This window comes from Bradyrhizobium forestalis, from assembly GCF_002795245.1.
Lineage (GTDB): Bacteria > Pseudomonadota > Alphaproteobacteria > Rhizobiales > Xanthobacteraceae > Bradyrhizobium > Bradyrhizobium forestalis.
Genome location: NZ_PGVG01000002.1, coordinates 261336 through 275562, shown reverse-complemented (window position 1 = coordinate 275562; position 14227 = coordinate 261336). Strand labels below are relative to the sequence as shown.

General features: G+C 62.3%; 12 protein-coding genes. 7 read left to right on the top strand and 5 right to left on the bottom strand.

Going from position 1 to position 14227, the window contains the following annotated elements:
• The first annotated feature begins 142 nt into the window (after positions 1–142).
• Both CVM73_RS03615 and CVM73_RS03610 read left to right on the top strand, forming a co-directional pair.
• Complete coding sequence (locus CVM73_RS03615) at positions 143–1228, top strand: AI-2E family transporter (RefSeq protein ID WP_100230627.1); 1086 nt, start codon at positions 143–145, stop codon at positions 1226–1228.
• 156 nt (positions 1229–1384) lie between these two features.
• Positions 1385–1777 carry an NUDIX hydrolase gene (locus CVM73_RS03610; protein WP_208639162.1) on the top strand — a complete coding sequence of 131 codons (393 nt, stop codon included), beginning with the start codon at positions 1385–1387 and terminating at the stop codon, positions 1775–1777.
• A gap of 1 nt (position 1778) precedes the next feature.
• On the opposite strand, the gene CVM73_RS03605 is transcribed toward CVM73_RS03610, so the two are convergent.
• Positions 1779–2066 carry a hypothetical protein gene (locus tag CVM73_RS03605; RefSeq protein ID WP_100230625.1) on the bottom strand — a complete coding sequence of 96 codons (288 nt, stop codon included), beginning with the start codon at positions 2064–2066 and terminating at the stop codon, positions 1779–1781.
• Positions 2067–2222: 156 nt separating this feature from the next.
• Complete coding sequence (locus CVM73_RS03600) at positions 2223–2462, bottom strand: hypothetical protein (protein WP_100230624.1); 240 nt, start codon at positions 2460–2462, stop codon at positions 2223–2225.
• Between the two features lie 745 nt (positions 2463–3207).
• Between CVM73_RS03600 and CVM73_RS03595 the strand changes: the two genes are divergently transcribed.
• Together CVM73_RS03595 and CVM73_RS03585 are read left to right on the top strand one after the other, a co-directional pair.
• Complete coding sequence (locus CVM73_RS03595; RefSeq protein ID WP_167406623.1) at positions 3208–6315, top strand: DEAD/DEAH box helicase; 3108 nt, start codon at positions 3208–3210, stop codon at positions 6313–6315.
• A 1346-nt stretch (positions 6316–7661) separates the two neighbouring features.
• The gene (locus CVM73_RS03585) at positions 7662–8324 is read left to right on the top strand and encodes a hypothetical protein (protein WP_167406599.1); all 663 of its coding nucleotides are present in this window, start codon (positions 7662–7664) and stop codon (positions 8322–8324) included.
• A gap of 215 nt (positions 8325–8539) precedes the next feature.
• Here CVM73_RS03585 and CVM73_RS39990 read toward each other — a convergent pair whose 3' ends face one another.
• Both CVM73_RS39990 and CVM73_RS39985 read right to left on the bottom strand, forming a co-directional pair.
• On the bottom strand, positions 8540–8698 hold the full coding sequence (locus CVM73_RS39990) for a hypothetical protein (protein WP_167406574.1): 159 nt from the start codon (positions 8696–8698) through the stop codon (positions 8540–8542).
• 100 nt (positions 8699–8798) lie between these two features.
• Positions 8799–8957, bottom strand: coding sequence for a hypothetical protein (locus CVM73_RS39985; protein WP_164936882.1), 159 nt, complete (start codon positions 8955–8957; stop codon positions 8799–8801).
• Positions 8958–11263: 2306 nt separating this feature from the next.
• Here CVM73_RS39985 and CVM73_RS39635 point away from each other — a divergent pair.
• The gene (locus CVM73_RS39635) at positions 11264–11425 is read left to right on the top strand and encodes a hypothetical protein (protein WP_158237536.1); all 162 of its coding nucleotides are present in this window, start codon (positions 11264–11266) and stop codon (positions 11423–11425) included.
• Positions 11426–11685: 260 nt separating this feature from the next.
• Here the strand turns inward: CVM73_RS39635 and CVM73_RS03555 are convergent, their stop codons facing one another.
• The gene (locus CVM73_RS03555) at positions 11686–11916 is read right to left on the bottom strand and encodes a type II toxin-antitoxin system HicB family antitoxin (protein ID WP_100230617.1); all 231 of its coding nucleotides are present in this window, start codon (positions 11914–11916) and stop codon (positions 11686–11688) included.
• A gap of 506 nt (positions 11917–12422) precedes the next feature.
• Between CVM73_RS03555 and CVM73_RS03550 the strand changes: the two genes are divergently transcribed.
• Together CVM73_RS03550 and CVM73_RS03545 are read left to right on the top strand one after the other, a co-directional pair.
• Positions 12423–13640, top strand: coding sequence for a S8 family serine peptidase (locus tag CVM73_RS03550; RefSeq protein WP_100230616.1), 1218 nt, complete (start codon positions 12423–12425; stop codon positions 13638–13640).
• 31 nt (positions 13641–13671) lie between these two features.
• Positions 13672–13989, top strand: a complete 318-nt coding sequence (locus CVM73_RS03545; RefSeq protein WP_100230615.1) for a hypothetical protein — start codon at positions 13672–13674, stop codon at positions 13987–13989.
• Positions 13990–14227 lie beyond the last annotated feature (238 nt).

Here is a 14227-nt window from a genome sequence, read left to right as displayed (position 1 = left end):
CGTCTCGGAATGCGGAATGGCCCGATCTGTTCCCAATCGGGAGCATGGTCAGTTCCAGTCGCCTTGACGCAGGATGAGTTGCTGGCAATAACGGCTGGGCCTCGCAAGCGCCGGAAGTTGCGTTCATGCCGCAAGGAAAGCTGTGCCCGTGAAAAGCCTCCGTCAGCTCCTGACGGGAGAGGACGTCATCCAGCTCGTGATCCGGCTCGGCCTGCTCGCCCTGCTGATCATCTGGACCTTCCTGATCATCCGTCCGTTCGTGCCGATCCTGGCCTGGAGCGGCGTGCTGGCGGTCGCGTTCTATCCGGCGTTCAGCTGGGTTGCCAAGATCCTCGGCGGCCGGCCCAAGACCGCAGCGGCGATCCTGACCCTGATCACGCTGGGCATCGTCATTGGTCCGGCGACCTGGCTCGGCATCAGCGCGGTCGACGGCGTGCGCGAGCTGGCACACCAGCTCGGCACCGGTGACCTCGTGCTCCAGTCGGCGCCGGAGCAGCTCAAATCGTGGCCGCTCGTCGGCCCCTGGCTCTATGAGCTCTGGGACCAAGCCTACAATAACGTTCGGGCGGTGGTGCGCGAGGTGGCGCCGTATCTTCAGCCGCTGGCGGGTCCGCTGCTCTCGCTCGCGGGCGACGCCGGCGTCGGCACGCTCCAGTTTCTCGTCTCCGTGTTCGTCGCCGGCTTCCTGTTTCCGCATGGGCCGCGGCTGGTCGCGGCCGGGCGCAGCTTCCTGTTTCGCATCGTGCCGGAGCAGAGCGAGCATTTCCTATCGCTTGCGGGCGCGACCATCCGCGCCGTGGCGCAGGGCGTGATCGGCGTCGCGATCGTGCAGGCGCTGCTCGCCGGCATCGGCTTCAAGCTCGCTTCGGTGCCGAGCGCGGGCCTTCTCGCCTTCATCGTGCTGCTGCTCTCGATCGTGCAGATCGGTGCTTTCCTCGTGCTGCTGCCGGTGATCATCTGGATCTGGACCGCCAAGGACGTCACCACGGCGCTGCTCCTCACCGTGTTTCTCGTCGTCGTCGGTTTCATCGACACCATGTTGAAGCCGCTCGTCATGGGGCGCGGCCTGACCACACCGACCATCGTGATCTTCGTCGGCGTGATCGGCGGCACCCTGGCCCACGGCATCGTCGGACTGTTCATCGGACCGATCATCCTGTCGGTGGCCTGGGAAATGATGATGGCCTGGATCAGGACCGAGGATCGGGTGGAAGTCGGGAAGGACTGATCTCGCGCCCCGACGCCGCGGTCTGCCGGCCGTGCCAAGGCCCCGGTGGCTGGCGTCCTGTGATCAAGGCGTCCTGTGATCAAGGCGTGCCGCGAACTTGTCTATCCGACTAGACAAGTTACGATTGGCTCGATTCTGTTTTCGATGACGGCAGCAATGGCGAGGTCTTCCAAGCTGGTCGCCGCCAGGCGCGGCAAGGTACTGTTGGTCAGACGCCGGTCGGATGGCCTGTGGATGTTCCCGGGCGGCCGCAAGCGTGCGCGCGAGTCGGAGAAGGACTGCCTGCGGCGGGAGATCAAGGAGGAGCTGCCCAAGCTGAAGCTCGGCAGGATCAGCCTTTGGAAGGAAGTGAAGGCGAGGAACAAGCGCTCCGGCCGCAAGATGAGTGACGCGATCTTCATCGCCAAGTCCGCCAAGGGCAGGCTGGCGATCGGCGACAAGAAGGAGATCGACCGCGCCGCCTGGCAGAAGCCCCGCGGCATCCGCCTGACGCCGACCTCGCGCTACATCCGCGACCGCCTGTTTCCGAGGAAGCGGCGGCGGAGCTGAGCTAGTCCTCCCGCTCCGCCGATCGCGTTCGCCCGGCGAATGACCTCGACCGCCGGGCCGGGTGCAGCTCCGGAGCCGCGAGCCTGACGGCCTCGGCCTCCCGTATCTCTTTGCGGACCTTGCGCGCATTGCGCATCGCGCGCTTGATGAAGGGATGTTGGGAGTCCTCGGCGAAGAACAGCACCACTTCGCAACTCGGACATTGTCTGGAATAGCCGTCCTGCAACCGCCCGGCGCGATCGCGAAACACGTTCTTGCACCGCGTGCACTGAATCTGGACCGAACTCATGCGCGGACAACGATGGCTTTGAAAATGGATCGTCAGCTGATCCCAAATGTCTGAAGAAAGCTTGAATGCCTTCGTGGCTGGATGCTGGCGGAACGCGCGCGGCCGACCGCCACCGGCCGGCGACGGAAGACGCCAGTTGGAACAGTCAGCCAGCCGCTATTGCTTGGCCGCCATCGTCTCCAGGCAGTGGTTGAGAAAGGCGGTACGATCCCTGGGCAGCACCTTCTCGAGATCCGCTTTCAGCGCGCATTCACGCTGGCGCAACTGCTCGGCCCGGCGCTTCTCGGCTGCCTCGCGATATTCGGGAGCAACCTTGTTGGGATCGACCAGCGTCTGTGCGTGGGCGGGGGCCGTCGCAAGCAGCGCGATGGCGCCGATGAAAATGAATGGTTTCAAATGAGCCTCCGTCAAAGGAGGCATCCTAGCGCGCTGCTTGCGCAAGCCCAAACCGGAAGGATGTGGTACCCCGTTCCTGATAGATCGAGCCGACATTGCGCCGACCGCGCCGGCGGACTTCCCGCCCGTCTGCCTGGAACGACTCTGCGCCTCGTGCGTAGATTCTTGGCTCCCGGCCCATCCCCAACCCCAAAAGCCCCCGGGCCGCGAGAAAACCTTCCCCACAAAGGTTGGCGACCTCAGGGCCTTCGCACTGAGGTCGTTTGCGCACGCGTGTGAACTAGTTCACAAGCGCGCGGCGAAACCGCTGCTATGAAGACGTCATTGCTTAACCGCTTCATTTTGAACGAATGCCCCAGCGTGGCTCCAAGCGCTGGGGCTTTTTCGTGCCTGCTACTGCGGAGAGCGCCGCGATCGCATTGACCTTCGCATCGAGAGCACGGGCCGCATTTCACGCGCCGGAACGGAGCCAGTTCCGATGTGCTGGGCGATCGATGGCCAAGCTGGCGGGATCGCAATGGCGTCCCCGGACGTTGCCCGCGAGGGGTGCGTTCGCGGGGCAAATCCCATATGCATGGCGGCGAGCTGCCGATTCGAGATCAAGGCGGCTCGCATTCAGTTTGCGACGCTTCAAGAGAAACGGGTTCAAGTGAGGCTTTCCAAAAAGGCAGGGGTGGCCAAGAAGGCGCCGAAGAAGAGCAAAGGATCGCAGCGCGCCACGATCTCGTCCTCGTCGCCCCTCGGCATGATGGCCCTCCATCTGCTTGCGCAATGGAAGCAGTCCGGACGCCGTGGCATCGTCTTTCTCGCCGAGAACGAGAACAGGGCGGAGCGGCTGGGCAGCGTCATTCACGCGCTCGACCCATCCTGCGAGGTGCTGGTGTTTCCGCGATTGAACACTTTGCCGTTCGATCAGCTGGAGCCGTCGCACGAGCTCGCGGGGCGCAGAGCCTCCGTGCTGAGGCGCCTCGCAAGATCCAAGAACCCCCTGTTTCTGGTGTCGACCGCGGAAGCCGTGATGGAGCGCCTCCCGCCGCCGGCGAGCCTGTCGCGCCTGAGCCTGAGCTTGAAGGTGGGTGGCACGTTCTCCGAGCGGGACCTCGAGACCCGCCTCGAGGCCCTGGGATACGATCTCGACGATGAACCGGACTATCCAGGCGGGGCGCTGTTCCACGGGCAGACCTTCGAGATATTTCCCGCGGGCGCGCTGGGGCCATTCCGGATCGAGCATTCGCAACATGCGATCAAGCGGATCGTGGCGTTCGACCCGCATGAGCACAGGATCATCTTCGAGACCAGGGAGCTGCTCGTCGATCCCATGTCGGAGCGGCTTGGCCTTGCCGGCAAACGCGGCAAGCGCGCGAGCCTGTTCGACTATTGCGGGGGCGCGAAATGGATCGCGGATGCCGGGGTCCCGCTACACGCCGACGGATGGCTTGATACGATCGAGGAAGCCGCAGGCCGGGCGGAGCGGGAACGCGAATATCTCGGACGGCGCGACTGGAAGCAGCTCTCCAAGGGCATGAAGGTGCTGCCGCGGACGGCGTCCTTCCAACCCATCCCGGAGTTTTCGAAGCTGACGTCCTCCAGGAAGGCGCTGCGGGCCTTTGTCGAGGAGACACGCCGGGCCGGATCGCGACTGATCCTCGTCGCCGCGCACGAGGACGATCTGCGCGTGATGGAGCGGATGAGCGGCCTCAAGGCGGAGCGCTGCGAAGACTGGGACGAGGCGACGCGCAAGCGAGGCGGCGAGGCGGCGCTGCTGGCCGATCTCGATGCCGGCTTCGTCGTGCCAGGGAAGAAGCCCCTGGTCGTGGTGACGGCGTCCGACGTGCTCGGCAGCCGCGCGCATCATCCGCAGCCGATGGCGCGGGCCTGGAGTGCGGCCTTCGACCATGCCGATGTGCCCGAGCAGGGCACGGTGGTGGTCCATCTCCAGCGCGGCCTTGCCGTGCTCGACGGCTTGCAGACCGTCAACACCGGCGGCGGCGCCATGCGCGAGATGATCCGCCTGAAGTTCACCGGCGACAACGCGGTACTGGTGCCACCGCCCGATCTCGCCTTGATGTGGCCTTACGCAGCCGAGCTCGGCAAGCTGACGCTCGACAAGGCGGACGGCAGCACATGGTGGGCGCGCCGCGGCGAGGCCGAGCGCGAAATCCAGAGCGCCGGCAAGGTGCTCGCCAAGCACATCAGCCAGCGCCGCCGGCGGCGCGGCGAAAAGCTGGTGCCGCCGGGATCGGCCTACGAGAAGTTCGTCGCGCGCTTCCCTTACTTCACGACGATCGACCAGGCCAAGGCGATCAACGACGTGCTGGACGATCTTGCATCCGGTCATCCCATGGACCGGGTGATCTGCGGCGACGTCGGCTTTGGCAAGACCGAGGTGGCGCTGCGGGCCGCGGCCGCGGTGGTGCTGTCGGGCAAGCAGGTGGCGGTCGCGGTGCCGACGACGGTGCTGGCCCGGCAGCACGTCGCGACGTTCCAGAAGCGCTTCGCGCCGTTCGGCATCGAGGTGGGCAACCTGTCGCGCGCGACATCGGGCGCTGAGCTGCGGGAGACCAAGGAGGGACTGCGCAGCGGCCGCATCAAGGTCGTGATCGGCACGCAGGCGCTCACGGGCAAGGACGTCAAGTTCGACGATCTCGGCCTCGTCATCATCGACGAGGAGCAGCATTTTGGCGCGGCCGAGAAGGCCAAGCTCGCCGGCCTTGCCAAGAACGTCCATGTGCTGATGATGAGCGCGACGCCGATCCCGCGGACGCTCGCCGCCGGCCTTGCCGGCTTCCGCGACCTCAGCGTGATCGCTTCGCCTCCGGTGCACCGGCTTCCGGTCGCAACCAGGATCGCGCCGCTATCGGACGCGGCCATTGCCTCCGCACTGCTGCGCGAGCAGCGCCGCCACGGCCAGAGTTTTCTGATCTGTCCGCGCATCCATGATCTCGATCCGATGCTGGCTCGGGTGCAGGCGGTGGCGCCTGACCTGCGCATCGTCTGTCTGCATGGCAAACTGCCTGCCGACGAGCTCGACGACCGCATGATGAGCTTCGTCGAGGGCGGAGCCGACGTCCTGCTCGCGACAAACATCGTAGAGAGCGGCTTGGACATTCCCCGCGCCAACACCATCGTGGTGTGCTGGCCGGAAAAGTTCGGCCTTGCCCAGCTGCACCAGCTGCGCGGACGCGTTGGCCGCGGCGGCATCCGCGCCTTCGCACATCTCTTGACCGAGACGGAGTCCGGACAGTCCGAGAAGCGGCTCGCCGTGCTCGAGGAGTTCAGCCGGCCGGGCGCCGGCTTTGCCATCAGCGAGCGCGACCTCGATCTCAGGGGTGCGGGTGACCTGTTCTCCGAGCAGCAATCCGGCCACGTCCAGGTGTTCGGGCCGGTGCTCTACAGCCACCTCCTGAAAATGGCCTCCGAGAAGGCGGACGAAGAGCGCGCCGCAGTGTGGGTGCCCGACCTGAACCTGCCGGTCGGGGACATGTTGCCCGAGAGCTATGTGCAGTCCGAGCCGGTGCGGCTCGAGCTCTATGCGCGCGCCGCACGATGCAGCAGCGATGACGATCTCGACGACCTCGAGGAGGAAACCTCCCGCCGCTTCGGGCCCTTGCCGAAGGTCGCGCGCGACTTCTTCGCCGCGGCCAAGCTCAGGATCGAGTGCAAGCGCAGAGGCATCATCCGGCTGGACGTCGGCCCTGAAGCTGCGGCGGTGACGTTCCTGCCCGGACGCTTGCGGAAGTCGCGGGGCAAGTCGTTGCAGCGCGACGGCGACCGCGTCGTTTATCACAGCCCGATGCGCCATGCGCCGTTCGAGCGCGTGGAGGAGCTGTTCGAGCTGCTGGATGAGGGGTGAGGGGCTCGCGCCTTCGTCAGCGCGGATCATTGCGAATTCGTAGCGGGAACCCTGTTCCACGATTATAGTCAATTGGGCGTGGGCGAAGGAGATTGTCCGATGTCCCATGTCATCCCTCCGGTCATTGTCGCGATTGTCGCAAGCTCATGTCTGTTGGCTCTGGCGCAAGCAGGCGGCGCAAATGCCGGGTCCGCAGGAGCGGGCATGGGAACGGGGCCGGGTAGCGCCGGCGGCTCGGCACCTTCTGGAATGGGAACGAGTGCGGGCAATGCAGGTCCCTCAGCGCCTCCGGGCATGGGGACGAAAGACACCGCCATCGGCGGAAACCTGGGCACCAACAACGAGCCGATCAATCCGAACGTTCAGCCCGCCACGCCCGCGAGGTCGCGGGCGGCAGCCCAGGCCGCGAGAAATGCCGGGGTTGGTCACGCTCAAAATGGCCTGCCGATCGGCGCGATTGGAAGCGGCACCAGCAATGAGGACCAAATGGCCACTGGTTCGGCGGCCTCCCAAAACAGATTCCGGCCGGCAGCACAGGCTCAAGGAAACACCGGTGCTGGTTCAGAAAGTCTGTCCGGGAGAGGCTCGAGCCTTTCGGATCAGATCAGTCAGCCGCGAGCCGCACGAGCTGGAGACAAGGTGCTGGATGCCAAAGCGCAGGTCGACCGACGAACGAATGTGTCGCCCAGGCGCGTTCCGAGCCCGATAGGGCCAGGTCTGTAATCTGCGAGCGAAGGGCGAACGGACAGGCTCGGCGCAATGGACCATCGCGCGCTACCGCAGCCCGATGGGGAACGCGCGGCTCGAGCGGAGGAGGAGCTGTTCGAGCTGCTGGATGGGGGCAGGGCGCATCAAAATGCGAAAACAACCCCATGCACAGTAGCTAAGTGCTTCTGTCATAATGTCTTCTCCAGTGCGGGAAAGGCCGGCCGGGACCAATGGCGTGGGCCGAAGCGAATGCGGCCCACGATCCGGATCAGGTCCAGCTGCTCACGTCGTGTCGCGTCTCTGGACGACGGACCTCCGACACTTTGACCTGCAACGCCTGGCCCGTTTGACCCGTCGGGCAAAACAGTGGCATTATGCCAACTTCGGAAAATCCGTCGAGCGAAGGTTGCCGAGCAAGACGGGGTGACCCGCGGGCCGGGTGCTCGGTGGTGCAACGTAGCGTGCAGATCCGTAATCGACCGGGGTCGCCGGGTCGGTCAGCCGGCCGAGCCGCTAACGTGGAATTAATCCGAAAAGACCACAATTTTAGGCAGTTGGAGATGGGTGCTGCGTAAAGGAGCTGTCGCGAGGACGTTCCGGCGACGGCTTCCTGTTGCTCGCTCATTGGGGTCAAGAACGTGACCACGACCTTCGAAACGCCAAGCTTCGCCGAAGAACTCGACGCCGTAGCCCTTGCTGCCGCCGCAGCAGCGCACGAACCCGCAGGCCCGGAAGCTCCAGCGCCGATCAAACGGCCCAGCCGGAAAACGGTCCTGCTGCTAGCGGTATGTGCCCTGGCCATCAACGGCGCGGCGGCCATCTATACGTTGCCGTCCGGCTTGCCGTCGCTGAATGTCACCAGCCTGGCTGAGCTGCTTCCGCGCCAGCAAGCGCCCGCGCCGAAGCCGGATCCGGTTGCGGCCGCCTTGAAGGAGATCCAGTCGGCCCAGCAGCAACACACGGCTTCGCTGCAGGAGAACAATCAGGCCTTGCAGCAAAATGCAGCCCTGCTGCAGCAGGATTCAATGGTGCTGCTGTCCCTGCGGCAGAGCATCACGGACGAGCGGGTCGATGTGAAGAAGATCTCCTCGCAGCTGTCCACGCTGATCGCGAAGGTCGACTCGCTGCAGAATGTGATGATGTCGGACGTCACGTCCTCCATCCGACGAGCGAATGCCCGCTATGGACTGTCCGCAGCGATGCGCAAACGGCTGGTTCGGCAGCCGAAACCGGTAGGGCCGGTTTCGGTGGGAGGGGCACCGCTGAGCGTGCCGGCTGCGACGTCGGCGCCGGAAAGCTGAAGGGACGTCAAGCAAAGCAGCGCGTAGGATGGGTTGAGCCCTTGCGAAACCCATCGCCGGCAATCTGGTCGATCATTCCGCGGCAGTTTGACGGTTGCTCCGAATAATCGATCGCGGATCAGGGTGGCGCTGATCGCAACGAGTGAAGGGTTTCGCAAAGGGCTCAACCCGTCCTGCGTGGCGGGCTTGGTGCAATGTCACCGGCATCGAGGGCTTCAGTTGTTGGGCCTTAACCTCCAGCCGTATTCCTGATGCGAAATCGTGGCGGTGATGTCGGCCTCCTTGTCCGCTGAGAGGCGCCAGGCTGCCACTCCGAAGCACAGCGTCAAGATCAGGGCCGTCGCAAGCAGAAGCATCGAGACGAAATGGCTCACGCGCGTCACCAGCAATTTTGAAACTACGAGAGAGCGAACACGAGTTACCGATTCGGAAAATACAGACGCGCTGACCTAAAGGCCTGATTTCCACACCCAGTCACACAGGACCAAAGGCGCTCACGATCCCGATCGTGATCGGGACCAGCGCGACGATTGTCCATAAGGCGGGCGAGCTGGAGGATAGGCCGGCGAAGAAGATCAAGAGACCGAAGCCCACGAGGGCCGCTGAGATGGCATAGGCGAGTGCTTTTTCCATCGTTCGATCCACGAGGAATACCGGATGGATTTTGCCTGTAGGACTCAGGGCCGGTCGAAACGTTCCTATGCCCGCATCTGGATCAAGCGGTGCTCAGCACCCTTGATCCGTTTGAGTATGCTTTCGCGGCCAGAGCTTAGCCGGCCGTCGCCCGTCGCAAGTGTGAGGGGATGGGACGATGGTCTTCCTCGGCAGCCTCAATCCAACACGCGATCGCATCCTGAACATTCTGCGCCGCCGATTAAATATTAAAATGATAAGCTAAAATTAAATAGATTAAATGCTGGACGAGATTTAAATTTGGATTAAGATGAGAACGCTTGGCGCCGGACGAACGCGTCAAGGACCTCCTAGAAGCGGCCCCATCATCCTGCTCCTGCTTCCAGCCCTAAAGGATGCAGGGGCCGCTTCTAGGGCAAATTGTGAGGCGAATCATGCAGTTCCTGTCACTAGGTGATTTGTTTCTCATCTCAGCAGCAACGGGTACACTCCTACTGGTTGAGATCGGAGTCTTGATCATTGTGGGCGTGATCTGAGCCGGACGTTCTTCGGTCAATTTCAGCACTCCCTCAGCGCTCCCAATGTGATATCTCCGGGTTCGCGCCTGCGCCTTTGGCTGTATCCACCCGGGTTGAACACACGTCAGTTCCCTTAACTTTTAATGGAACCGCAAACTCGTTAGCGTGCCAAAGCCCGGTTGCACTCTCGCTGGAGAGGAGGAGGTGCAATGTGATCAAGCAGCCTCATTTTGACTCGTATTCAATACCGGCACGCATCTGTTTTGGCATTGCGATGTTTGGCGGCGCTGCGCTCGTCTTATTGACTATTACGAGCATGTATTTCCTGCACGACTGATCCTGGAACCGCTAACAAGCCTCGCCATTGGACCGGAATGCCTAGGCAAGTTGCAATTGCCCTATGGTCTCTAGGTGCCGCGTGCGTCGTCGCATTCGGTATAGCGGCGCTTGTCTCTCCTCATTAGCCCGGAACGGATCGCCTCAGTTGGCGGCCTCTTTCACGCCTATTTTCGCAAGTCGTGGGTTGCCCCGATCGAAGTTAGGCCGAACGTCAGAGCCGCGGCTTCCACAAGCTACGCAGACGAACCGCGGCTCGATATCAGACAGCCGCATCTCATCAGCCCAACGATTGGCATCCAAACCAACGTGATGACCGCAGTGGCAGTAGACCAGGATGCCGTGCACGCCCACGCTGCGCATCTCGCCGAAGGTGATCTTGATCAGCCGGCCGTCGGCGTGCGTAGGTGTGTAACGTCGAGGAGGGCGAGGCATCCAGCATCGAAGCGCGACGCCGGCCAGAGTCACATTATCAATCCCTCAGCGAATGGGATTACGCGTCCTTCCTTCATAACCGTTCAGTCGTGCGTTTCAGGAATTTGTGACTTGTTGCGGCGATGTCCGCATCCCAATTCCAGAATGTGCGATCAGATATGCGGAGTAGGAACAATGCGTATGTTGTTGGTGGCGTTCCTCACGGTGGCTTCGATTGCCCAGGCCCATGCGGAGGCGAAGACGAACGTCCCGGATGCCTCGTGTAGCTATACGTTGTCGAGCGGGGAAACGTACAAGATACCAGCGGGACAGAATCTCTGCTGGCGCGTCCCTCCGCCTTCTTACAAGGTGTACACGCTCCTGCGTTGTGATCCCCCATTTCAGGAGCTCAACCGGGTGCGCCTGGGTGATGGCCAATGCAATAGGTACGAGGAACGCCAGTAACCGCGGCCGGATAGGCAATCCCGGCTCGCGATTCTCTCTCGTGCTCGTGAAGTCGCTGTCGTTGTGGCGAACCGATCGGCGCATCAAGTAAGCGCGAGCGATTGCTCGATTGGAACTGGTGCGATGCGTTCTCTTCTTGCCATGGGTCTATTGCTCGTCCTCTGCACTTCGGCAAATGCCGCAACGGTGCATCACGCCCGCGCACGCCATCCGGCGGTGGACCGGACCGGCACGAATACCAGTCCGCCGGTGCGCTTCGCGGTCCCAGGCTGGAGCGACGAGGCAACGCAACGCTGGCTCAACAACGCCTCGTCAAACGTCGGCCGAGGCGGATAGCGGCGGAAACCGGCGCCGGCAATCATTTGGAATGGCCCCAAAGGACCGGGTGGCTAGTAAGTGCCTAGGATGGGTTGAGCCCTTGCAAAACCCATCGCCGGCAGCCACCGCAGAATTTGAATTGCATTGCTGCTATCAAGCTTAACCTCGACTTAAAGACTCCATCTGATTGCGTTGGTGCGCGTAAAGCAGGATCATACCGAGCGGTTATACGACGCTGTTCGAGAGGAGCCTGCCATGACACTGCAGGATGCTTTGGCGGTCTACCTGTATGCTTGGATGAGGGACAAATCTCTCGACGAGGGCCACGAGCGGGGCGTCGAGGCGGCGGTGAGGATCATCGAACAGCAGGCGCGGAAAGCACTGGCAGCGCATTCGCAGAGCGACGAAATGGAATAGCGCCGCGCGTGTGGTCGCCATACCCGGCGGTGCTGTAACGCGCAGGGCGGCCCCGCGCCTCGGCCCGGCCCACCGCGCTCCATCCCCCCTGAGGACGCCGACCTCCGCAGCTCGTAGTATGGGTTGAGCCCTTGCGAAACCCATCGCCGCAATTCGGTCGGTCGCTCCGCGGGCCTTTGAGGATTGCTCCGATTATCGATCGCGGATCGCGGCGGGCTGATCGCAAGACGCGGCCTCCCGCAAGTGCCATCGCCAATGGATTAGCCGGCCGCCGCTCGTCGCAGGTGCGAGGGGACGGGAACGGGACGATGCTCTTCCTCGGCAGCCTCAATCCAGCACGTGATTGCGTCCTGCACGTTCTGCACCGCCTCGAATTCGGTGGCGCCGTCGGACATGCAGCCGGGAAGGTCGGGCACGGTCGCAACAAATCCGCCGCCGTCTTCCTCCGAAAGCGGCTCGATGATGATCTTGTAGTGCGGACGCTCGCCCATGTGATCTCAATCTCGCAGGAAGGCTACCAGCTTCTTGATATATATTGGCTTAGTGGGCCGCTTGAAAGTTCGTAGGATGGGTTGAGCCCCTTGCGAAACCCATCGTTACTTCGCGGTCTTTTGAGGATTGCTCCGATGATCAATCGCGGATCGCAGTGGCGCCGATCGCACCGAGTGATGGGTTTCGCAAGAGCTCAACCCATCCTACGTGCTGGTGGTCGACAATACGAAGATCGAACCGGGACTGTGGACGCGCTACGACGGTAGCGCGGTCTGGGTGGGCACCCTGAGCTCCGTTCGGTGCGCGGGTGATCGGGCCAAAAGGCTGCCTTCTCAACGCTTTACGGCTGGGGCCCTATGGGGCGGTCCATTTCGTCGGCGTCGCCGCTAAGATGTACCCAGAATCAGGAGTAACTCGCGAGATGTGAGATGGGCGCTTCCGGCCCTCAACCCCACGTAGTAGGCTTTGAGCGTTTTGAGTGAGTCTTATTGTCGAAAGGTTTTCCATGGCGCCTTCTGCAAAGCGGCCAGCTCGGCTTGATGAACCTGTTCCTACCGGCAATTATCTTGTCCAGTTCGAGAAGGGACTCAATGTAAAGGACGAGATCAAGTTGCTTCATCGAGGCAACGGGCGCGTGGCCACGGCGAGTGATTTCAAGGAGGTGGAAATCGACATGGGACCTCTCGTCCAATATGGAGAAGCCGTGCTGCTTGACCATATTGGCGTGGCAGTGCTGCGTGGCGACGAAGGTGACAAGAATCGCCAGCTCAGCATCTTGGAGAAGAAGTCCGGTGTTCGGCGCATCTATCCAGAGTTCTATATCTTTGCGCATACCGACGTAAGCGAAGACGATTCTGGGACGCACGAAGATTCGTTGTCATGCACTTGGGGTATTGAAGCCGTCGGCGCGTGTGCCTCCAGGTATAGCGGTCGTGGAATAAAGGTTGCTGTGCTTGATACAGGGTTCGACCGGCGGCACCCCGATTACGCGGGGCGTTTGATCAAGTACTGGAGTGCATTCGGCTGTGATGCGAGAGATGTTCGTGGCCACGGCACGCATTGCGCCGGCACCGCGGCAGGTCCACGTGCCGCACACAATCGCATGCGCTATGGCGTTGCGCCCGAAGCCGACTTGCACGTGTACAAAGTACTCGACGATGGTGGAACTGGCGGCGAGGGTCAGCTGTTGCTTGGGATCAACCAGGCAATGGTCGATGGCTGTGACATCATGTCGATGTCTTGTGGTAGGAGCGCGGGTTCAGCGACTACATCGAACCCGATCTTTGACGATATAGGACAAGCTGCTCTCGACGAAGGGCGGCTGATGATCGCGGCCGCCGGCAACTCAAGCAGTCGTGATATCGGATACATAGCTCCGATCGACTTTCCGGCTAATTCGCCGACGATTATGTCAGTAGCAGCGGTTGATAGCCGGTTAGGCTTGACTAACTTCTCCTCCGGCGTTCCAGTGGGAACCACTGGGATCGACATCGCCGCGCCAGGGGCGGGCGTTTTCTCGTCCGTTCCGATGCCGCGGAAGTATCAGAGACTGCGAGGTACCAGCATGGCCGCTCCTCACGTCGCCGGTTCCGCGGCACTGTGGGCCGAGTCGGATCCGTCGCTCCGCGCGACGAAGCTCTGGGACAAGCTCGTTTCGAACGCGAAGGCGCTCCCGCACCACCAACGCGACGTCGGAGCGGGGCTAGTTCAGGCGCCTCGATGAAGGAATTTTGCCCCTTAACCAGGCGTTTACCATGATCTGGCAAGAGATTTATCATCATCCTTCGGTGTTCGTTCAGGAACTGGCTGGCATCCTCCTTAGCCCTTTGAGAAGGAGACGATCGGTGCAGATCGAGGTGACTGTGCTGCTACGCAACAGGGCCGCGGCCGAAGATGCCGGTGTCGTAGAGAAGCTCAAGCGGCTCGGTTTGCAGATCGAGCAGATCCTTCCCCGCCTTTCAGTCGTTTCGGGGAAGATTCACCGTTCGGAAATGGCTCGCCTGCAGTCGCTTCCCGAAGTGAAGGCTGTACGAGAGGCGGGATCCTATCACGTCGATCCCGTCGAAGGATAATCGTCTGGGTATTCGCGGTGGCGGCGCGACCGGACTCCATTCGTCGAGTCTCTTTCCTCGAGCCGAGCTGTGCCCCTCGGCGCATGCGAGCGTCTTCCCCAGCACCACATTCGCTGGCACCATGGCTGCCAATTCTGCAATCAACCTATCCACTTCGCTTTGGTGAGCGCGCTGGGGCTCGAACCCAGGACCCCGTGATTAAAAGTCAAAATCACCTTATTCTCCTAACCCATTGATC

Bases quoted from the DNA above. Each gene is read 5' to 3' on its own strand.
- CVM73_RS03610 (WP_208639162.1), top strand. From the start codon at position 1,385: ATGGCGAGGTCTTCCAAGCTGGTCGCCGCCAGGCGCGGCAAGGTACTG.
- CVM73_RS03605 (WP_100230625.1), bottom strand. From the start codon at position 2,066: ATGAGTTCGGTCCAGATTCAGTGCACGCGGTGCAAGAACGTGTTTCGC.
- CVM73_RS03595 (WP_167406623.1), top strand. From the start codon at position 3,208: ATGATGGCCCTCCATCTGCTTGCGCAATGGAAGCAGTCCGGACGCCGT.
- CVM73_RS39985 (WP_164936882.1), bottom strand. From the start codon at position 8,957: ATGGAAAAAGCACTCGCCTATGCCATCTCAGCGGCCCTCGTGGGCTTC.
- CVM73_RS39635 (WP_158237536.1), top strand. From the start codon at position 11,264: ATGACACTGCAGGATGCTTTGGCGGTCTACCTGTATGCTTGGATGAGG.
- CVM73_RS03555 (WP_100230617.1), bottom strand. From the start codon at position 11,916: ATGGGCGAGCGTCCGCACTACAAGATCATCATCGAGCCGCTTTCGGAG.
- CVM73_RS03550 (WP_100230616.1), top strand. From the start codon at position 12,423: ATGGCGCCTTCTGCAAAGCGGCCAGCTCGGCTTGATGAACCTGTTCCT.
- CVM73_RS03545 (WP_100230615.1), top strand. From the start codon at position 13,672: ATGATCTGGCAAGAGATTTATCATCATCCTTCGGTGTTCGTTCAGGAA.